Raw genomic sequence first — 20334 nt, forward strand, 5'->3', positions numbered from 1 at the left:
GCGATGTTGCCGTCAGTGAAGCGCGAAGCCCGGCTTGCGCATCGCGGCCGCGGGCGGGGCGGTGAAGGGCCGGCTCACCTCGTGCTGATCGAGGCGCGGCCCCTCAGTAGGGAAAAGCGGGAAGATGCAGGTCACCTGGGTCCCGGCCCCGGGCGCGGTCTCCAGAAGGACCCGCCCGCCATGGAGCTCGACGAAGGACCGCACGATCGACAGGCCCAGCCCGACCCCGCGATGGCGGGTGCCCAGGGTGTGGCTCTCGAAGCGGTTGAAGACCGAATCAGCGATCTCCGGCGGCATGCCGCGGCCATGGTCGCGCACGCTCAGGATCAGGTCGTGCGCTTCCCGGCGGGCGCGGACCTCGACGCGCTGCCCGGCATCCGAGAAGCCGACCGCGTTGGAGAGCAGGTTGAACAGGATCTGGCGGACCCGCTTCCCGTCCGCATGGACGCTGCCGATATCCTCCGGCACGTCCAGGGCGAGGGTGATGTGGGATTCGGCCAGCCGGTCCTCGATGCCGCGCACGGCGGCCTCGATGGTGGACTGGACGTCGACCTCCTCCCGCTGAAGCTCCAGGGAGCCGGCATCGATCGAGGCGAGGTCGAGGATGTCGTTGATGATCACGAGCAGCGCCGCCGAGGAGCGCATGATGTGGTCGGAATACTCGCGCTGCCGGTCGTTGAGCGCCCCCACCGTCTCGTCGCCCAGCAGTTGGGTGAAGCCGATGATGTTGGTGAGCGGCGAGCGCAGCTCGTAGGAGACGTGGTGCACGAAGGTGTCGCGCAGCTGCGCGGCTTTCTCCAGCGCGTCGTTCTTCTCGGTGAGCGCGCGCTCGACGTTCACGCTGGCGGTGACGTCGATCAGGGTCAGCAGGGTCGCGCCCTCGGGCAGCGGCTGCGCGGCGCAATCGAGGACGGTGCCGTCCACCACCGCCAGGCGGCAGGACCGGGCGGTCCGGGATTCGAGGCCGACCACCGCGTCGCGAATGTCGAGCCACGGCTCCTCGGCCGGCGCCAGGTGTCGGCAGGCCTCGATGACGGCATCGACGTGGGGCCGCTCCTCCACGGTTGCCGGATCGAGTTGCCAGACGGTGCAGAAGGCCCGATTGGCGAGGGTCATGCGCCCGTCGGCGCCGAACACCGCCACCGGCTCGGCCAGGGTGTCGAGGGTCTCGGCCTGGAGGCGCCGCAGGGCGATGTAGCGGGTCTCTGCGTTCAGGCTGTCGGAGACGTCGTCGAACAGGTAGGTCAGGCCGCCCTGCGGGTTCGGGTCGGCGACCACCCGGAGCGTCCGTCCGTCCGGCAGATACCACCAGCTCTGGTTGGCCTCGGCGGCCCGGTAGGCGGCCAGAACCCCCTGCTTCCAGCCGCGGAAATCCGCGTGCTCCTCGAGCTTCCGCTCGGCCCGGAGGTGATCGAGGATCTCGCCGTCGGCGGGACGGCTGTCGAGGAAAGCCTGATCGAGGTCCCAGAGCTGGCGGTAGGCGGCGTTGTGGAAGATCAGCCGCTGCGACACGTCGAACATCGCCACGGCGGTCGGCAATTGGTCGAGGGTGCGGACGTTGGCGTTCATCTGGCGCTGAAGGTCGGCGCGGACGCTCTCCAGCTCGGACACGTCGATGGCGATCCCGACGCGGCCGCTATCCAGGGTGGTCTCGAACACGTCGAGCATGCGCCGGCTTCCGGCGACGACGGCCGAGAGACGCGGCACGCTCCGGGTCAGGCCGGCGGAGCGTGCCGCCTCGTCGCGGATGATCGCCTCGCGGGCCGGACGGTCGAACAGCTCGATGCCGCCATCCAGCGCCGCCTCGCGGGTCTCGGCCTCGACGGCCGCCACGTAGGCGGCATTGACCCAGCTCAGGCCGCCCTCGCGGTTGCGCCGCCAGACCGGTTGCGGGATCGCGTCGAGCAGGCCGGCCAGGGCCGACAGGCCGCGGCGGGTCTCGTCCAGGGTCGCGCGCAGGTCGGCGATCTCGCAGCGTTCCTGGCTGGTCTCGCGCAGGCGCAGGAGTGCGCGGCCGGCCACCGCTTGCCCGTGGGCGTCGATGCTGCGCCCGGTCTGGGTGCGCAGGCTGAGGGTGAAGCTCGTGCCGCGTGCCCGCAGGGTCTCGACCGCGGCCTCGACCGCGGCGGCATCCGAGGCGACCAGCCAGGTGCCGAAGGCCAGCACCCGCCGGGCATAGCCCGAGGTCGGCCGCTCGCCGTAGATCGCCAGGCTGATATCGCCCTCGACCACCGGCTCGCTGCGCCGGTCCCAGGTGACGATGATCTGGCGCTCGGCGTTGAGCAGCATCTCGGCGCGGTCATGGGCGCCGCGCAGCACGTCGAGGGCACCGGCGAGTTCGCGCTCCCGGCGGGTCCAGCGCCCGCGCTCGTAGAGGTGGAGCAGCGACAGGATCACCGCGAAGGCGACCAGGCCGCCGAAGATCGCCAGGGCGGCGACGCTGTGCATCTCGCGCGGCGCATGCGCGGCGGCAGTCTCGGGCAGTTCGGCGAGCGCGGCGCTCGCCGCGGTCAATGTGAGCGTACCCACGCAAATTCGAACGTGCGCGGCACGACCGACACCCATGATAGCCCTGCCCCCACCCTGACGATCCGAACGCGCGTGCAACCGCGCGGCGCAGAACGCACCGTTCCCGCAGCTGATTCTCTCGAACCGTCGCGGACCCACCGATCTAAGATTCGCCCGCACCTTACCGTGCGGCGGAATCGACCCGGAAGGGGAACGAAGCGTGGCTATACGCTTGCCGCTCACAATCATCCGTTAACGACACTTAGAAGACACAGTGCGGTTGCGCCAAACCGGCTTGACAAACGAAAGGGCCCGACGCAGTGCGCCGGGCCCTCTTGTCTAGGTCGTTGGCTAAGCCAGGACCGTACCGGTCGCAATCGCGCCGGTCGGGACTTCAACCCCCGGTTCGGCGTGGGCGCCGAACCGGAGCGGTTCCCGGCTCAGTAGCGGTAATGCTCGGACTTGAACGGTCCGGACTCGGAGACGCCGATATAGGCGGCCTGGTCGGGGCGCAGCTTCGAGAGCTTCACGCCGATCTTCTCCAGGTGCAGGGCCGCGACCTTCTCGTCGAGGGTCTTGGGCAGGGTGTAGACCTGCTTCTGGTACTTGCCCGGGTTGGTCCAGAGCTCGATCTGGGCCAGCGTCTGGTTGGTGAACGAGGCCGACATCACGAAGGACGGGTGGCCGGTGGCGTTGCCGAGGTTCACCAGGCGGCCCTCCGACAGGAGGATGATGCGGTGGCCGTCCGCGAAGGTGATCTCGTCCACCTGCGGCTTGATGTTCGACCACTTGAGGTTCTTCAGGCCGGCGACCTGAATCTCATTGTCGAAGTGGCCGATGTTGCAGACGATCGCCCGGTCCTTCATCGACCGCATGTGGTCGAGGGTGATGATGTCCTTGTTGCCCGTGGCGGTGACGAAGATGTCGGCGCGCGGGGCGGCATCCTCCATGGTCACGACCTCGTAGCCCTCCATGGCGGCCTGGAGCGCGCAGATCGGGTCGATCTCCGACACGAGCACGCGGCAACCGGCGTTGCGGAGCGACGCGGCCGAGCCCTTGCCGACATCGCCGAAGCCGGCGACCATGGCGACCTTGCCGGCCATCATCACGTCGGTGCCGCGGCGGATGCCGTCGACCAGCGACTCCTTGCAGCCGTAAAGGTTGTCGAACTTCGACTTGGTGACCGAGTCGTTCACGTTGATCGCCGGGAAGAGCAGCTTGCCCTCCTTGGCGAGCACGTACAGGCGGTGGACGCCCGTGGTGGTCTCCTCGGAGACGCCCTTGATGCTGTCGGCGAGGCCGGCGAACCAGCCCTTCGGCTTCTGGCTGAGCTTCTTCTTGAGCAGCGCGAAGAAGACCTCCTCCTCCTCGCTCTCGGGCTTGTCGAGGAAGGCGGTGTCGCCGTTCTCGGCGCGCAGGCCGAGATGAACGAACATGGTGGCGTCGCCGCCGTCGTCGAGGATCATGTTCGGCACGCCGCCGTCATGCCAGTCGAACAGGCGCGAGGTGTAGTCCCAGTACTCCTCCAGGGTCTCGCCCTTGACGGCGAAGACCGGGACGCCGGCGGCCGCGATGGCGGCGGCGGCGTGATCCTGGGTCGAGTAGATGTTGCAGGAGACCCAGCGGATATCGGCGCCGAGCGCCTTCAGGGTCTCGATCAGCACGGCGGTCTGGATCGTCATGTGGAGCGAGCCGGCGATCTTGGCGCCCTTCAGGGGCTGCGCGGCGCCGTACTCCTCGCGGACCGCCATCAGGCCCGGCATCTCCGTCTCGGCGATCGAGATCTCCTTGCGGCCGTAATCGGCCAGCCCGATGTCCTTGACGATATAATCCTTGGCCATGAGTCGGCGGCTCCGTGTGTTCGCGTTGCGGTTCGGGGCCAGCCCGTACCACTTCGCGGCATACGAAGCAATCAAGACATAAACATGTCTTTATGCGTTCCAAGCTGCGGGCCGGGCCCAGGCAGCGCCCCGCTCCCCTAGATTTCGATCTCCGTGCCGACCTCGACCACCTGCCGGGTTGGCACGCCGAAGAAGGCGCCGGTGCGCTCGGCGTTGCGCTGCATGAAGGCGAACAGGTTCTCCCGCCAGGGCGCCATGCCGCGCTTGTCGTTCTTGGGGATGATGGTCTCGTGGCCGACGAACACGGTCATGTCCTCGATCACGTGGGCCGGCAGGTGGCGGGAAGTCACCGCGCAGGCCAGCCCCTCCGGGATCGAGGCCTCCTCCATGAAGCCGTAGCGGAGGATCACCCGGTAGAAGTTCGGCGCCAGGATCGTCACGTGGGCGCGCTGCTCCACCGGGACCGTCGGGGTCTCCTCGTAGAGGGCGGTGATGATCAGGATCCGCTCCATCAGGGCATGGTTGCGCTCGACGAAGCGCGAGAGGTGCAGCGGGATCCCGTGCTCGGCCGCCGACAGGAACGCCGCGGTGCCGGGCAGGCGCAACAGGTCGCGGTGCTGGAGCCCGGCCAGGAAGGCGTCCTCCGGCAGACGCAGCGCGACCCGCGCCTCTTCGACCAGCTCGTTGCCCTTCTTCCAGGTCAGCATCATCAGCGCGACGAGGCCGGCGAGCACCAGGGGAAACCAGCCGCCCTCCAGGATCTTCACGCTGTTGGCCGCGAAGAACACCGTGTCGATGGCGAGGAACAGGCCGTTGACCGCGAAGACCAGGATCGGGTTGTAGCCCCAGCGCAGCGCGATCAGCGCCGCGAGCAGGGTGGTGATGGCCATCAGCATCGACACCGCGATGCCGTAGGCACCGGCGAGCGCGTCGGAGGAGCCGAACATCACCACCGCCACCAGGGTCGCGGCGGCGAGCAGCCAGTTCACCATCGGCACGTAGATCTGGCCGCGCTCCTCCTTGGCCGTCTGGACGATGCGCATGGCCGGCAGGAAGCCGAGCTGGACCGATTGCTGGGTCAGGGAGAACACGCCCGAGATGATCGCCTGCGAGGCGATGATCGTCGCGAGCGTCGCCAGCGCGATCAGCGGGTAATGGCCCCAATCCGGGCAGAGGCGGAAGAACGGGTTCTCGATCGCGTCGGGCGAGGCCAGCAGCAGGGCGCCCTGCCCGAAATAGTTGAGCACCAGCGCCGGCAGGACCAGGACGAACCACGCCACCCGGATCGGCATCGCGCCGAAATGGCCGAGATCGGCATACATCGCCTCGCCGCCGGTCACCGCCAGGAAGGCCGCGCCCAGCATCGCGAAGCTCACGTGCCAGCCGGCATGGAGCATGAACTCGACGGCGCGCAGCGGGTTCAGCGCCGCCAGGATCTCCGGCTTGTCGAGGATGCCCGCGACCCCGAGGGCCGCCAGCACCACGAACCACACCAGCATCACCGGGCCGAACACCCGGCCGATCGCCGCCACGCCCTTGTGCTGGACGGCGAACAGCGCGACCAGGATCGCGATGGTGATCGGCACGACGAAGTGCCCGAGAGTCGGCGCGTCGACCTTCAGCCCCTCGATGGCGGAGAGCACCGAGATCGCCGGGGTGATCGCGCCGTCGCCGTAGAGCAGGGCCGCGCCGATCAGCCCGACCACCAGCAGGGCCGCCTTCCAGGTGCCGTGCCGGGCCTGCCGGGCGCCGAGCAGGGCCAGCATGGCGACGATGCCGCCCTCGCCCTTGTTGTCGGCGCGCAGGATCAACACCGCGTATTTCAGCGACACGATCAGGATCAGCGACCACAGGATCAGCGACACCGCGCCGGTGGCAGCTTCGGGCACGGAGGCGCCGCCCGCGGTGGCGGCCTTCACGGCTTCCTTGAAGGCGTAGAGCGGGCTGGTGCCGATATCGCCGTAGACGACGCCGAGCGCGCCGAAGATCAGCGCCGGCTTGAGCCGGCCCTTCTCGGACGCGGCGTCGTCGCCGGCACCGGCCGGGGAACCCGAAGCCGCCGCGGGGGCAAGGGACTGACTCAACGCACGGCTCCCGCGGGATCGGACTCACCGCCCTGGCGGCACAGGTAGAGCGCCGTTCGTCTCAGTGGAAGCCGACGCGGCCGGATCCGCTTGTTATCGAAGGGTGCGCCATCGACCCTCACGTCATTGCGAGCGCAGCGAAGCAACCCAGTGCGGCGCGTGGTTTCCAGTCGTAGCGGATCCCTGGGTTGCTTCGCTGCGCTCGCAATGACGGTGTGGGGTATTGGGCGAATCGATCAGACCGACACCGTGTTGAGATCTGACCCGGTCACACCAGATCGGCCAACGCCTCCGGGCAGGCCGCGCCGCGTCGCAGGCCGAAGACCGGCACGCCGGCATGGCGGGCGATCGAGGCGGCCACGGTGGCGAGCGGCGCCGGCGCCCCCTCGCTCTCGCTCACGGCGATGGCGAGGAGCGGGATGCCGTGCAGGCGCAGGGTTTCGCGGGCGGTGAGCGCGTGACTGATCGCCCCGAGATAGCTGCCGGAGACGAGGAGCGTCGGCACGTCGAGCGCCTTGAGCCAGTCGAGCCCGGTCGCAGCCTCGGTAATCGGGCTCATAAGCCCGCCGACGCCCTCGATGATCAGGGTCCCCTCGGTGCAAGCAGCCTGCGTCCGGCACCAGCCGACGAGGTCGTCCAGCGCCAGGGACCGGCCTTCCAGCACGGCGGCCTGATCGGGGGCGAGCGGGGCCGCAAACCGCCAGGGCGAGCAGGCCTCCACGGTCTCGTCGTCGACCGCGAGGCCCTGGGCGTCGAGCAGCCGGGCGGTGTCGCTCTCCGCGAAGGCCGGGTCGCTCAGCGGCGGCACGCCGCTCGCGAGGGGCTTCAGCGTCCGCGCCGGCCGTCCCTGCCCCCGCAGGCGCCGGGTCAGCGCCGCGGTGACGTAGGTCTTGCCGATCTCGGTTCCGGCGCCGGCGACGAAGACCGTGCGGGCAGCCATCCCGAAGACCGCCTCAGGCCTGGAAGGTGCCGTGGCAGTGCTTGTACTTCTTGCCCGAGCCGCAGGGGCACGGCTCGTTGCGCCCGACCCGACCCCAGGTGGCGGAATCGTTGGGGTCGCGCTCCAGCACGGCGCCGTCCACCGACAGGCCCTGCGCGGCGTAGCCGTAGGCCGGACCGCCGCCGCCATCGCTGCCCGAGCCGCGCCCCTCGTAATCCATCTCGTTCTCGCCGGTGACCGGGTCGAGATGCTGGGCGAACATCTGCGGCAGCTCCGGCGGGCCGCCCGGGAAGGCCTGCTGCTGGTCGGGCTGCTGGTGGACGATCTCGACGCGGGAGAGCTGAGCCGTCACCTGCTCGCGCAGGGCCGTGACCAGGTTGTTGAACAGGTCGAACGCCTCGGACTTGTACTCGTTGAGCGGGTCGCGCTGGGCGAAGCCGCGCCAGCCGATCACCTGCCGCAGGTGGTCGAGGGTCACGAGGTGCTCGCGCCACAGGTGGTCCAGGGTCTGGAGCAGGACCTGCTTCTCGATATAGGCGGTGATCTCGGTGCCGTTCTTCTCGGCCCGCTCGGCATAGGCGGTCTCGGCGGCCTTGAGCAGGCGCTCGCGCATCTCCTCGTCGGCGATGCCCTCTTCCTTGGCCCAATCCTCCACTGGCGCGTCGAGGTTGAGCACCTCCCGGACCTGCTCGCGCAAGGCCGCAACGTCCCACTGCTCGGCATAGGCGTTCTGCGGGATGTAGCGGGCGACGAGGTCATCGATCACGCCCTCGCGCATCTCGTCCACGGTCTCGCGCACGCTCTCCTGGGCCATGAAGTCCCGGCGCTGCTCGAACACGACCTTGCGCTGGTCGTTCATGACGTTGTCGTACTTCAGCACGTTCTTGCGCATGTCGAAGTTGCGCGCTTCGACCTTCTGCTGCGCCTTCTCGATCGCCTTATTGATCCAGGGGTGGATGATCGCCTCGCCCTGCTCCAGGCCGAGCTTCTGCAGCATCCCGTCCATGCGGTCGGAGCCGAAGATCCGCATCAGGTCGTCCTGAAGCGACAGGTAGAACTTCGAGCGGCCGGGATCGCCCTGGCGGCCGGAGCGGCCGCGGAGCTGATTGTCGATGCGCCGGGATTCGTGGCGCTCGGTGCCGATGATGTAGAGGCCGCCCGGCAGGGCCTTCTTGCGGCCGGCTTCCGGGTCGGCCGGCTCGCCCGAGGCCAGGACCTTGGCGCGGTTGTCGGCGATCTCCGCCTTGATCGCCTCGATGGCGGCGTCGCGCTCCGGCCCGTCCGGGAGCTGGCTCAGCTCCTTCTCGATCCGCATCTCGAGATTGCCGCCGAGTTTGATGTCGGTGCCACGGCCGGCCATGTTGGTGGCGATGGTGATCGCGCCGGGTACTCCCGCCTCGGCGACGATGTAGGCCTCCTGCTCGTGGAAGCGGGCGTTCAGCACGGCGAAGCGCTTGGTGACCCGGCCCTCGCGGGCGGCCTTGTAGACGTCGGTGAGCGCGTTCGGATCGGAATAGTCGAGCAGGGTGTAGCCGGCCTTCTTCAGCATCTCGGCCAGGTGCTCGGATTTCTCGATCGAGCCGGTGCCGACCAGGATCGGCTGGTGGCGGCTATGCGCCTTGTCGATTTCCGCGATGATGCCGTCGTACTTCTCGCCGACGGTGCGGTAGACCTCGTCGTCCTCGTCGACGCGCTCGACCTCCTTGTTGGTCGGGATATCGACCACGTCGAGCTTGTAGATCTCGGCGAACTCGTCGGCCTCGGTGGAGGCCGTACCGGTCATACCCGCCAGTTTATTGTAAAGTCGAAAATAATTCTGGAAGGTGATCGAGGCGAGCGTCTGGTTCTCGGGCTGGATCGTCACCCGCTCCTTGGCCTCGAGGGCCTGGTGCAGGCCTTCCGAGTAGCGCCTTCCCTGCATCATACGGCCGGTGAACTCGTCGATGATCACCACCTCGTCGTTCTTGACGATGTAGTCCTTGTCCCGGGTGAACAGGGTGTGGGCGCGCAGGGCCTGGTTCACGTGGTGGACCAGGCTGACATTGTGGGCGTCGTAGAGGTCGCCGTCCTTGAGCAGGCCGACTTCGCGCAGGGTCTCCTCCACGAACTCGTTGCCGGACTCGGTGAGCGAGACCGTGCGCTGCTTCTCGTCGAGGTCGTAATGCTCGCGCACCAGCCGGGGCAGGATCGCGTCGACCGACACGTACAGCTCGGACCGGTCGTCCACCGGACCCGAGATGATCAGCGGCGTGCGCGCCTCGTCGATCAGGATCGAGTCGACCTCGTCGACGATCGCGAAGTTGTGTCCGCGCTGGGCGAGCTGCGACAGCTCGTACTTCATGTTGTCGCGCAGATAGTCGAACCCGTACTCGTTGTTGGTGCCGTAGGTGATGTCGCAGGCATAGGCCGCCTTGCGCTGCTCGTCGTCGAGCCCGTGCACGATGGTGCCGACGGAGAGCCCCAGGAACCGGTAGAGCTGGCCCATCCACTCCGCGTCGCGGGCGGCGAGGTAGTCGTTCACGGTCACGACGTGGACGCCCTTGCCCTCCAGGGCGTTCAGGTAGACCGGCAGCGTCGCCACCAGGGTCTTGCCTTCGCCGGTCTTCATCTCGGCGATGGCGCCCTCGTGCAGGACCATGCCGCCGATCAGCTGCACATCGAAATGGCGCTGGCCGAAGACCCGCTTGGCCGCCTCGCGCACCGTGGCGAAGGCCGGGACCAGGATGTCGTCGAGGCTCTTGCCGGCAGCGAGTTCCGCCTTCAGCATGTCGGTCCGCGCCCGCAGCGCGTCGTCCGACAGGGCCTGGATCTCCGGTTCCAGCGCGTTGATCAACGCCACGCGCGGGCGATAGCCCTTGACGCGCCGGTCGTTGGAGGAGCCGAAAATCTTCTTGGCGATGGAGCCGAGCATCGTTGACCTGCGGACGCGCGAGCCCGCCCACGGGTGAGCGTGGCGGGCCGGCCTTGGCGGAGTTGGCCGGGCTTATAGAGGTAAACATCGGCCGGCGCACCTGAAAGAGGCGGCCTCCGATCCATCGGGCTCCGGACCGGTGAAACGGCAGCGCTTGCCTTCTCGGGCGACCCGCGCCACCTGTGCCGCGGCCCGCCGCCCGGCCTCAACGGGGCGGCGCCGAGACGTCAGCCGAGGACCACGCCAGCATGCCGAACCCCGCCCTCCTCCGGCGCGCGAGCGCACTCGCCCTGATGCTCGCGATGCCCGGGATCGCGCTGGCGCAGGCCCCCCAGGCGGCGCCGGCCCCGGCCCAGACCGCGACACCGGCGGCGAACACCGCCCCCCCGAGCCCCGATACGGTGGTGGCGAGCGTCAACGGCAAGCCGATCACGCAGGGCGACCTGGCCATCGCGTCGGACGACCCGGCCCTGTCGCTGCCGGGGGTGGACGAGGCGCAGAAGAAATCCCTGCTGGTGGATTACATGGTCGACCTGCGGGTCGGCGCGCAGGCCGCCGAGGCCGCCAAGATCGGCGACTCGCCCGAGTTCAAGCGCAAGCTCGCCTATTTCCGCGATAAGCTCCTGCTCGACGACTACCTGGAGCAGGAGGCCAAGCGCGCGGTCACGCCCGAGGCCGAGCACGCGATCTTCGACCAGACCGTCAAGCTGATGAAGCCAGAAGAGGAGGTGCACGCGCGCCATATCCTCGTGGACAACGAGGGCGACGCGAAGAAGATCGCGGCCCGGATCAAGGGCGGCGAGGATTTCGCCAAGGTCGCGGCCGAGACTTCGAAGGATCCCGGCTCCAAGGCCGAGGGCGGCGATCTCGGCTGGTTCACCAAGGAGCGGATGGTCCCGGATTTCGCCAACGCCGCCTTCGCGATGAAGCCCGGCCAGGTCTCCGACCCGGTCAAGAGCCAGTTCGGCTGGCACGTGATCAAGGTCGAGGAGAAGCGCACCAAGCCGCAGCCGACCTTCGACGAGCTGAAGGAGCAGATCGACCAGCACCTCGTCCGCAAGGCCCAGCAGGACCTGATCCTGAAGCTGCGCGCCGAGGCCAAGATCGACCGCACCGACGCGGCGCCCGCTGCGGCTCAGCCGACGCCGGAGACGAAGAAGCCGTGATCGGGTAGGGACGAATTTCCCAACCGCGACCTCATCCTGAGGTGCGTTCGCGCAGCGGACGCCTCGAAGGAGCCCTCCAGATGTCTCAGCGACTTCTGGAAGCCTCCTTCGAGGCTGCTTCGCAGCACCTCAGGATGAGGGTGTGGGTTGGAAGAGGCGTCAAAATCCAAGGTTGTTCGACGTGAGCCTCGGGTCGGCCCGCTTCACGGCCCTTCTCAGCCTCTCAATACGGCCGGTCGGGATGCAGGTACGCCGAGCTTGCGGGGGCCGCCGGTGCGGTGACGCCGAGCGTGGCGAGTTCGGCCGTGCGGCGACCTTCGGCGATCCGGTCGAGCACCGCGATCAGCAGCCAGGGACACGCGATCCCGATGAAGAACGCCATGTGATCCTCCGACGCCGGATCTGAGAATTGTCCAGCTTCAGACGATGATAGGCCGGCCGGGGCCGTCCGCAAGCGGCGCGCCGGCGGTTTTGCGTCAGAGCCAGCCCTGAAGCTCGCGGCGCACCACGTGCTCGATGACTTTCATGCCGAGATCGGAATCGTTCAGGCACGGGATGTAGGCGAAGCGCTCGCCGCCGTTGCCCTCGAAATAGTGGCGGTTCTCGCCGTCGAGCTCTTCCAGCGTCTCCAGGCAATCGGCCGTGAAGCCCGGGGCGACGATCGCCATGCGCTTGACGCCGGATTTCGCCAGCTCCGTCACGGTCTCGTCGGTGTAGGGCTTGAGCCATTCCTCGTTGCCGAAGCGCGATTGGAAGGTCACCCGCATCCGCTCCGGCGACATCCCCAGCGCCTCACGGATCAGGCGTCCGGTCTTGTGGCACTGGCAATGGTAAGGATCGCCCTTGAGCAGGTAGCTGCGCGGCACGCCGTGGAACGAGGTCAGGATCACCTCGGGCTCGAAGTCGAGCTTGGCCAGGCCCTGGCGGATCGAATCGGCCATGGCGGCGATGTAGACCGGGTCGTCGTGATAGGGCGGCGACACGCGCACGGTCGGCTGCCAGCGCATGTCCATGAGCGCGCGGAACGCCTGGTCGCAGGCGGTGGCCGAGGTGGCCGCCGCGTATTGCGGATAGAGCGGCACCAGCAGGATCCGGTCGCAGCCCTGGTCGAGCAGCGCCTGGAGCCGGTCGGCGACCTCCGGCTTGCCGTAGCGCATCGCCCAGTCGACCACGACCGAATCGCCCATCGCCGCCTGCAGGCGCTCGCTCTGGCCGCGGGTGGTGGTCTTGAGCGGGCCTTCGTTGCGGTCGGTGTTCCAGACGCTGGCGTAGTCGCGGCCCTTCGGCCCCGGGCGCTTGGTCAGGATGATCAGGTTGAGCAACGGCCACCAGATCAGCCGGGGCACCTCGATGACCCGCCGGTCCGACAGGAATTCCTTGAGATAGCGCCGCATCGGCCAGTAGCTGGTGCCCTCGGGCGTGCCGAGGTTCATCAGCAGGACGCCGACACGGCCCCAGGCCACCTTCGGGTGGTCGGCCGGGAAGCCGCCCGCGGCGGGGACCAGAGTCGTGAGGGGCCGGCCTTCCGCCAGCGCGGCGGGTTCGACGCGTTCGTTCATGGCAGCGTTCCGGCGCCGCGCGCCGAGTCCTTCTTCTGGCTTCAGATACCCAGCAGCCGGCGCACGCGCTTGGGCCGGAGGCTTCCCGGTGTCAGGTGCAATCCCATGTAGGGTGCCGCGCCGCCCAGCGAAGGCCGGCTGCGACATGCTGCACCGGGCGGCCCATGCGTGGTCGACCGTTCCTCCCTAGCCACCGTGGCCCCGCCCCGCAACCGCGAGATCCGATGTCCGACACGCCCGTGGCCGCCGCGCTCGCCGCCTTCCGCGCCTCCGGATCCCCCTGGCTGGCGCTGCCGTTCTTCGCAGGCGGGGCGGCCGACGCGGTCGCGGCCCGAGTCGATGCCCGGATCGCCGCTGGCGCGCGGGTGCTGCCGGCGCCCGCCGACATCTTCCGGGCGCTCACCGACACGCCGCTGCCGGCTGTGCGCGCGGTCATCCTCGGGCAGGACCCCTACCCGACCCCGGGCGACGCCAACGGCCTCGCCTTCTCGTATGTGGGCGCGGGCCGGCTGCCGGCCTCCCTGCGGGTGATCCTGGCCGAGGCCGGATCCGAGCGATCCGCCGGGGGCGACCTGACACCCTGGGCGCGGCAGGGCGTGCTGCTGCTCAACAGCGCGCTGACCGTGGAGGCCGGCAAGGCTGGGGCGCATCTGCGCTACGGCTGGTCGGCGCTCACCGACGAGGCCGTCGCCGCCGTCTCGGCGCGGCTGGAGCCGGCCGTCTTCCTGCTCTGGGGCGCCCAGGCCCGCGCCCGGACGGCGCTGATCGATTCGGCGCGCCACGGCGTGTTCGAGAGCGGACACCCCTCCCCGCTCAACCGCGCCCGGGATTTCCCGGGCTCGGACCCGTTCGGCCGGGCCAATGGCTGGCTGGCCGAGCGCGGAGTTCCGCCGATCATGTGGCGTCTGGGCTAGAGGCTTACTGCGCCGGCTTGACAGTCTCTGCCGGCTTGGCGGGCTCCGCCGAGGGCGGTGCGCCGGTGGTCTGTCCGGCCGGCAGCAGGACGTTCTTGGCGACCGCACCCTCCGGCCCATACTCGCCGGCCACCGCCAGGCAGGCCTGGTCGCGGTTCTGGGCCATCTGATTCGACATCAGCGTGAACATGGTCTGCACCCGGTTGCCGAACGGCCCCCGCGGCTGGACGTCGTCCACCCGCACGTTCTGCTTCGCCAGAAGGCCCTCGAACGCCTCGTTGCCGATCCGGTAGCCGCAGACATTCGAGGCCGCGAAGATGTAGGCGGCGAATTCCAGGGCGCGGGGGGACGGGGCGTTCCGGATCTGCGCCTGCGCCGGCAGGGCCGCGAGGGTCAGGGCGAGGGCGGCGGGGGCGATCTGGCGCATGGGTCGGCGTTTCCTCGGTCGGCGCGACCTCTTCCGGGCCGCCCGTTTCACGCGGGACATAGGCCGGTCCGAGCCGAGGGCCAATGCGACCGAATTCGCTGCAAATTGCGGTCGGCCGTTCATCATCGATTCGGCATAGGCGCAGTCCCAGCCGTCCGGAGCCGTGAAAAGCGGCCAGTGTTCCGGTGATCTGCGAACGTGAGACAGAGTGTTAACCCGCCCGCGTCACGCCAAGGTCCACCGTTTATCCAGATCCAGGCGGTTCGCAGCGTATGTTTGGCGTGAACTCCACTGTCGCAGACATTCCCGTCCCCACGCCGGTCGCGCGTGATGCCGATCGGCGCCTCCGATCCGGGCTCGCCCTCGCCTCCGGCGACCGGCGCGCCGCCCCGGCGATCTGCCCCAACCGGGTCGCTCACTGGGCCTTCGGCGAAGGCCTGCGCCCTGGCGAGACCGTCGCCCTCCTGGTCCGCGACCTCGCTCAGGCGGAGGCGATGCGCCTCGGTCTGGCCCGGATCGGGGTCCGGGTGGTCGCGCTCGACGGCAGTCGCCGCGGCGAGGCGCTCGCCGACAGCCTGGCTTTCTCGGGTGCCACGCTGGCGATCGTCGATACCGCTCTTGCCGACGCCTATGCCGGCGTGATGGGCCGCCTCGCCTCCTATCCGAGCGTGTGGTGGAACGGCCCGGGGGCGGATTTCGCCAGCCTCGATCTGGCTCTGGCCGAGCAGGGCTGAGGTCGGCCTTCTGCACCACGCCACCGGCATGCTAGCCTTCCGGCCATAAACCGGCTCCGCACGATCAAGGGGCCGGAACCGGGAGACGTCGCCATGTCCGCAGCCCTCGCCGCGCCCAACCCCGCGGACGCCCCCGTCCTGCTGCGCCACGATGCCGACGGTGTCGCGACCCTGACGCTGAACCGTCCGCAGGCGCGCAACGCCCTGTCGATGGCGCTCATGAATGCGCTCCAGGATGCCCTCGACGCGATCCGGGAGGATTCGTCGGTGCGGGTCGTCATCCTGCGCGGGGCGGGGCCGGCCTTCTGCGCCGGCCACGACCTCAAGGAGATGCGCGCCGATCCCTCCCGGGCGGCGACCGAGGCGGTGTTCCGCACCTGCGCCCGGCTGATGCTGAGCCTCACGCGGATGCCGCAGCCGGTGATCGCCCAGGTCCACGGCATCGCCACCGCGGCCGGATGCCAGCTCGTCGCCACCTGCGACCTCGCGCTCTGTACCGAGGAGGCCCGGTTCGCCACGCCCGGCGTGCAGATCGGCCTGTTCTGCTCCACCCCGATGGTCGCCCTGTCGCGGGCGGTGTCGCGCAAGGCCGCCCTGGAGATGCTGCTGGTCGGCGAGCCGATCGACGCGCGGGAGGCGCTGCGGATCGGCCTCGTCAACCGCGTCGTGCCGGCCGCGGAACTGGAGGGCGCGGTGGCCGCGATGGCGCAAAAAATCGCCCGGAAGGCGCGGCGGGTCGTGGCGATCGGCAAGGCGGCGTTCAGCCGGCAGATCGAGATGGGCCTGGAGGAGGCCTACGGCTACGCCGCCGAGGTCATGACCCGGAACATGTTGATGGCCGACGCCCAGGAGGGCATCGACGCCTTCATCGGAAAACGCCCCCCGCGCTGGGAGGCCTGAGCGGGCCCCGCGCGATACGACGCAGGCCCCATGCGCCGGGATGCGTAGGTTCCGGGGCCGTCCTGCCCTAGGGTAACCGGATGTCCTGTCCTGCCGGGCTCGGCGCCTCCCCACGGAACGGCTGATGAGCAGCATCGACCTGTTCGGACTGACGCTGGCCTTCGTCGGCGCCATGCCGCCGCCCCGGCCGCCGCGTCCGCGGCCGGACCGGGCGACCTGGGCCGCCGCCCTGCTGTTCGGCGGCATCTGCCTCGGCACGGTCGGGCCGATGATCACGATCTGGAGCTTCCACCGCCCCTATGCCGAGGCCAAGGCCCGCTGCATCGCCGATGGCGGCCGGATCCTGTACGCGGCCCTCGACGGCAGCGGCCCCTATCGCTGTGCGCGGCCCGTGGGCGCCGCGGATGCCGGCGCGCAGACGGCCCTGCGGGCGTATTAAATCCGCGCTCCGGCGTTTCCATCGGCTATATCCGGCGCCGTCTGACGCGAACCGGATGCCGAGACCTTGGAAGACGCGCTGTATCGGTGGCTGCAATCCACCGCCCTGTTGCGGGCGGATGTCGCCGCGCTCATCGGCATTACCCTGGCGCTCGGCGTCACCCTGCACGCCCTCCTGCGCAAGCGCCGGGTCAGCGTCGCGGTCGGGTGGATCGGTCTCGCTTGGCTGTCGCCGATCTTCGGCACCGCGCTCTACCTGACCTTCGGCATCAACCGCGTCTCGCGCCGCGCCCGAAAGCTGCGCACAAAACCCTCCGACGCAACGCATCTTCCCGATACCGACGACGCCGTGGTGCCGGAGACCCTCTGGCCCCTCGACCGGGCGATCCGGCGGATCACCGGCCTGCCGGCGTTTGCGGGCAACGACGTGCAGATGTTCCGCAACGGCGATACCGGCTACCCGGCCATGCTGGCGGCGATCCGCGCCGCGAAGGCCAGCATCGGCCTGTCGAGCTACATTTTTCGCGACGACGCGACCGGCCGCGAGTTCTGCGACGCGCTGGCCGAGGCCAAGGCCCGGGGCGTCAAGGTCCGGGTCATCATCGACGGGATCGGCGGCGGCTATTTTCGCGCGCCGGTCTATCACCGGCTGACCAGCCTCGGGGTGCCGGCGGCCCTGTTCATGCACTCCGCCCTGCCCTGGCGGATGCCGTTCCTCAACCTGCGCTCGCACAAGAAGCTACTGATCATCGACGGGCGTGTGGCCTTCACGGGCGGCCTCAACATCTCGCAGCCGAACCGCGTCGCGCTGAAGCCCGAGCACCCGATCCGCGACACGCATTTCCGGCTCCGCGGACCGGTGGTCGAGCAACTCGCCGCGGCCTTCGCGGCCGACTGGGCCTTCGTCGACGGCGAGATCCTGGATTCCGCGCCCTGGTTCGCCGACCTGGAGCCGGAGGGGACCAGCATCGCCCGCGTGGTCACCTCGGGGCCGGACGCCGACGTGGAGAAGATCGAGCAGGTGGTCCTCCAGGCGCTCGCCTGCGCGCGCCGCACCGTCCGGTTCGTGACCCCCTACTTCCTGCCCGACGAGCTGGTCACCGGCGCCCTCGCCCAGGCCGCGACACGGGGCATCACCGTGGACGTGATCATCCCCCGGGTGAGCGATCACCCGTTCATCGACTGGGCGACGCGGGCCCATCTCGACCCGCTGCTCCGGGCCGGCGTGCGGGTCTGGCTCGACGAGCCGCCCTTCGACCACTCGAAAGCGATGGTGGTGGACGACGTCTGGTGCTTCGTCGGCAGCGCGAACTGGGACATGCGCAGCTTCCGGCTCAATTTCGAGTTGAACGTCGAGATCATCGACCCGGATCTGGCAGCCCAGCTCGACACGTTCATGCGCGGCAAGATGGAGGCGCGCCTCAGCCGGGAGGACCTCGCCGCACGCGCATTGCCGATCCGTTTGCGCGACGCAGGCGTGCGACTGCTGCTGCCATACCTTTGAAGCGCGCGGGGGCGTGCGCCTCTGGCGCCGGCCCGAGATGGACCACGATCGGCCGGTGGTCGGAGGGGCCGCGCGGCAGCACGGCGTGCGCGTGGCAGATCAGGCCGCGGGCGAGGCAGCGGTCGAGCCGGAGCGGCAGCACCTCGACCATGGCGTGGGTCGGCCGGCGCGGGCCGACATCGCGAAAGCCCGGGATCATCGCCGGGCCGACGATGTTGTAGTCGCCGAGCACCGCGGCCCGCTGCGGCAGCTCGCCGACGATGCGGCGCAGCTGGCGGCGGTTCAGCATCTGCCCGTGCGACAGGTGGACGTTGGCGATTCCGAACTCGCCCAGATCGAGCACCTGGCAGACCCGGTGCACCAGGGCGCCGGCGGGGAGCGTGATCACCCGCGGCGCGTTCGGGAACGGTTTCGGGCTCCACATCGCGAGCCCGTGGATCCGCCCCGGCAGCGGCGCCCAGGCGTAATGGCCGCCGATCCGGTCGCGCAGGAAGCCGATCCCCCGGGTCGCCTCCTGCATCAGCAGCAGGTCGGGCTTCTCCTGTTCGACCAGGGCGACCACATCGTCCACCGCCGCTCCGGTGCGGCGCAGCAGGTTCCAGCTCACGATCTTGAACGGCGCATGCGGCCGGTCCGCCGGACGGATCGGGAGCGCCGCGGCGAGGCCGGACCGGGCCGGAGGGGTGACGCTGTTCATCGAGCCGGACTCGTACCTCACCGGGCGGTCCCGCCGCCACCGCCGCGCTTCAACGCGCCGGAGGCTTGGGCGTTCGCTTTGATCATCGCGCTGTAAGACAATGCTGCCGCGCAGCACATGGGCCGCCAAGCAGCCTTGCGAATGTAAGTCAACGCTTCGTCCGCTTAAGTTATCGATCGGATCGAGTTTTTCGGCAAAATCAGCGAATATCTCTGAGTAAAATTATTAATTTAACAAATATATCTTTTGATATAAGGATGATATGAGAATGTTGTTTTGATTAAAATTTTCTATATTGTTTTTAAACAGGCAATAAGAGACAAAAATTATACATAAAAGCCACCGTGTGTTGTTTTTTATGTGCTTGTGAGGGCGCCGTCGAATTTTTTCACTTGGAAAGATCAAATGCACTTAGCCCAGCACGCAATTTCATGTACCTGATCCGGGTCCGATAGCGCTCGGCCGCAAAATAAATTCTGCGCGTTCTCGCACTGATGGGGAGCGGTCCGCCAAAAGCGGTGCGGCGAACGCTCTGGCTTCTGTTGTACCAGGTAGGTACCGAATGACGCCGGTAAGCGCTTCCCTGCGCACAACGGCCGAACGGTCATTGACGCCGTGTGCTATGAGTGCCGTCCTGGATAGAGCTAAGTTTATGATGCGGTGATCGAAAGCAGCAACTTGACGCCGTAATCCCATTGATTTGTCGATCCACTGCCAAACGGTGCCCGAAGGCCATTCCGCTTTGCGGTCAATTAGAACTTTGAGTGCAAGGGCCCGGACGGACGGCTGGATTGCCTCATAGGCTATCTTTTCCAAGTGCTGATCGAGTGCAGGTGTGCGCAAAGCTTCACGGAGCGTCGATGCCTGCGGACCCGTTCTCTGACATGCGATAAGCTCGGCCAGCTGCGCCGCCACGTCGGCACGACTAAACACCCGGTCCAGAACCGCGCGCTCGCCTCGCCATCTGCCCCAGCTCGCTTGGCGCACCAGCAGCTCCGCTGCTGCGCGAGCCACAATTGAGGGGGAGGTGACAGTAAACGACCGGTTTGCGCAGCGAATCGCCGCTTCGCGGACGGGCGCGACCCAATCATTCAACCGCCAAACAACTGCCGCAAACAAGAATGGGCTGGGCAGGCCGCCTGTAATTTTTAGGAGCGCTGCCTCGCGGAGGCGACCATCACGGTGAAAAATAAAAAGGTATTCGAGGCCTGGCATTCGAAGCAATTGCTCGGATTGATTCGGGCGCGGCGACAGCAACCTGCCCCAGAGGGGCTGTGGCGGATGGCGATACAAGCCGGCGACATTCGCAATCTCTCCGTCCAACCTCGCGACATGGCTAGGCTCCAGGCTGCCCAGTAAATCCAGAGCAAGCTTAAGTTCGAAGCTAGCGTCACCACCATCTCGGAGTTTAGTGCCGACTGCGGTCAGCGCTTGGAACAAATCTGCATGAAGAAGTTTTAATCGAGTCATTCAATAGTCCCGTTCAAATCAGATTTCTTAAAATTATCTTATCATAAAGCCGTATTATCTTATTTATTCGATTTATTCAAGCGAAATGTTCAGAACTTGATTTATTTTGTAATATTTTTTAGATAATACAATTGAATAATTTAATATCAAATCTATATCACATAAATTATTTCCGTTAAGCGCGTTCAGTTTTCATGCGTCCGATCTCGGTGATAGTGGTCACGGCTTCTAAAGTTCGTCT

At 67.9% G+C, this 20334-nt stretch carries 16 protein-coding genes; 6 read left to right on the plus strand and 10 right to left on the minus strand.

The window, feature by feature from the left end:
- Window positions 1-12: 12 nt before the first annotated feature.
- The 5 genes from MKL20_RS26485 to secA form a co-directional block, all read right to left on the minus strand.
- The gene (locus MKL20_RS26485) at window positions 13-2565 is read right to left on the minus strand and encodes a sensor histidine kinase (protein WP_244039152.1); all 2553 of its coding nucleotides are present in this window, start codon (window positions 2563-2565) and stop codon (window positions 13-15) included.
- A gap of 383 nt (window positions 2566-2948) precedes the next feature.
- A complete protein-coding gene (gene ahcY, locus MKL20_RS26490; RefSeq protein WP_243971292.1) occupies window positions 2949-4349 on the minus strand; it encodes an adenosylhomocysteinase in 1401 nt (466 codons plus the stop codon).
- 137 nt (window positions 4350-4486) lie between these two features.
- Window positions 4487-6433, minus strand: a complete 1947-nt coding sequence (locus MKL20_RS26495; RefSeq protein WP_244039153.1) for a potassium transporter Kup — start codon at window positions 6431-6433, stop codon at window positions 4487-4489.
- A gap of 268 nt (window positions 6434-6701) precedes the next feature.
- A complete protein-coding gene (gene bioD / locus MKL20_RS26500) occupies window positions 6702-7373 on the minus strand; it encodes a dethiobiotin synthase (protein WP_244039154.1) in 672 nt (223 codons plus the stop codon).
- Window positions 7374-7386: 13 nt separating this feature from the next.
- Window positions 7387-10284, minus strand: coding sequence for a preprotein translocase subunit SecA (secA, locus tag MKL20_RS26505; protein ID WP_243971297.1), 2898 nt, complete (start codon window positions 10282-10284; stop codon window positions 7387-7389).
- A gap of 248 nt (window positions 10285-10532) precedes the next feature.
- Between secA and MKL20_RS26510 the strand changes: the two genes are divergently transcribed.
- Complete coding sequence (locus tag MKL20_RS26510) at window positions 10533-11450, plus strand: peptidylprolyl isomerase (protein WP_244039155.1); 918 nt, start codon at window positions 10533-10535, stop codon at window positions 11448-11450.
- A 223-nt stretch (window positions 11451-11673) separates the two neighbouring features.
- On the opposite strand, the gene MKL20_RS26515 is transcribed toward MKL20_RS26510, so the two are convergent.
- Window positions 11674-11832, minus strand: coding sequence for a hypothetical protein (locus MKL20_RS26515; protein WP_243971301.1), 159 nt, complete (start codon window positions 11830-11832; stop codon window positions 11674-11676).
- Between the two features lie 94 nt (window positions 11833-11926).
- Window positions 11927-13009 carry a ferrochelatase gene (gene hemH / locus MKL20_RS26520; RefSeq protein ID WP_244039156.1) on the minus strand — a complete coding sequence of 361 codons (1083 nt, stop codon included), beginning with the start codon at window positions 13007-13009 and terminating at the stop codon, window positions 11927-11929.
- A gap of 224 nt (window positions 13010-13233) precedes the next feature.
- Between hemH and MKL20_RS26525 the strand changes: the two genes are divergently transcribed.
- A complete protein-coding gene (locus MKL20_RS26525) occupies window positions 13234-13923 on the plus strand; it encodes a uracil-DNA glycosylase (RefSeq protein ID WP_244039157.1) in 690 nt (229 codons plus the stop codon).
- 4 nt (window positions 13924-13927) lie between these two features.
- Here the strand turns inward: MKL20_RS26525 and MKL20_RS26530 are convergent, their stop codons facing one another.
- A complete protein-coding gene (locus MKL20_RS26530; RefSeq protein ID WP_244039158.1) occupies window positions 13928-14350 on the minus strand; it encodes a hypothetical protein in 423 nt (140 codons plus the stop codon).
- A gap of 272 nt (window positions 14351-14622) precedes the next feature.
- Here MKL20_RS26530 and MKL20_RS26535 point away from each other — a divergent pair, with 272 nt between their 5' ends.
- The 4 genes from MKL20_RS26535 (at window position 14623) to MKL20_RS26550 (ending at window position 17926) form a co-directional block, all read left to right on the plus strand.
- Window positions 14623-15084: an AMP-dependent synthetase gene (locus tag MKL20_RS26535; RefSeq protein WP_244039159.1), complete on the plus strand. Its 462-nt coding sequence runs from the start codon at window positions 14623-14625 to the stop codon at window positions 15082-15084.
- Window positions 15085-15177: 93 nt separating this feature from the next.
- Entirely contained in the window at window positions 15178-15984 is an 807-nt protein-coding gene (locus tag MKL20_RS26540; protein ID WP_244039160.1) for an enoyl-CoA hydratase, read from the plus strand.
- Window positions 15985-16108: 124 nt separating this feature from the next.
- Window positions 16109-16423: a hypothetical protein gene (locus MKL20_RS26545; RefSeq protein ID WP_243971313.1), complete on the plus strand. Its 315-nt coding sequence runs from the start codon at window positions 16109-16111 to the stop codon at window positions 16421-16423.
- Between the two features lie 66 nt (window positions 16424-16489).
- Window positions 16490-17926, plus strand: coding sequence for a phospholipase D-like domain-containing protein (locus MKL20_RS26550; RefSeq protein ID WP_244039161.1), 1437 nt, complete (start codon window positions 16490-16492; stop codon window positions 17924-17926).
- Here the strand turns inward: MKL20_RS26550 and MKL20_RS26555 are convergent.
- Window positions 17844-18623 carry an endonuclease/exonuclease/phosphatase family protein gene (locus MKL20_RS26555; RefSeq protein ID WP_244039162.1) on the minus strand — a complete coding sequence of 260 codons (780 nt, stop codon included), beginning with the start codon at window positions 18621-18623 and terminating at the stop codon, window positions 17844-17846. The genes MKL20_RS26550 and MKL20_RS26555 overlap by 83 nt on opposite strands.
- 429 nt (window positions 18624-19052) lie before the next feature.
- Window positions 19053-20093 (minus strand): hypothetical protein, encoded by a 1041-nt coding sequence (locus MKL20_RS26560; RefSeq protein WP_244039163.1) that lies wholly within the window; start codon window positions 20091-20093, stop codon window positions 19053-19055.
- Window positions 20094-20334 lie beyond the last annotated feature (241 nt).

The sequence above is a fragment of the Methylobacterium sp. E-066 genome, from assembly GCF_022829635.1.
Classification (GTDB): Bacteria; Pseudomonadota; Alphaproteobacteria; order Rhizobiales; family Beijerinckiaceae; genus Methylobacterium.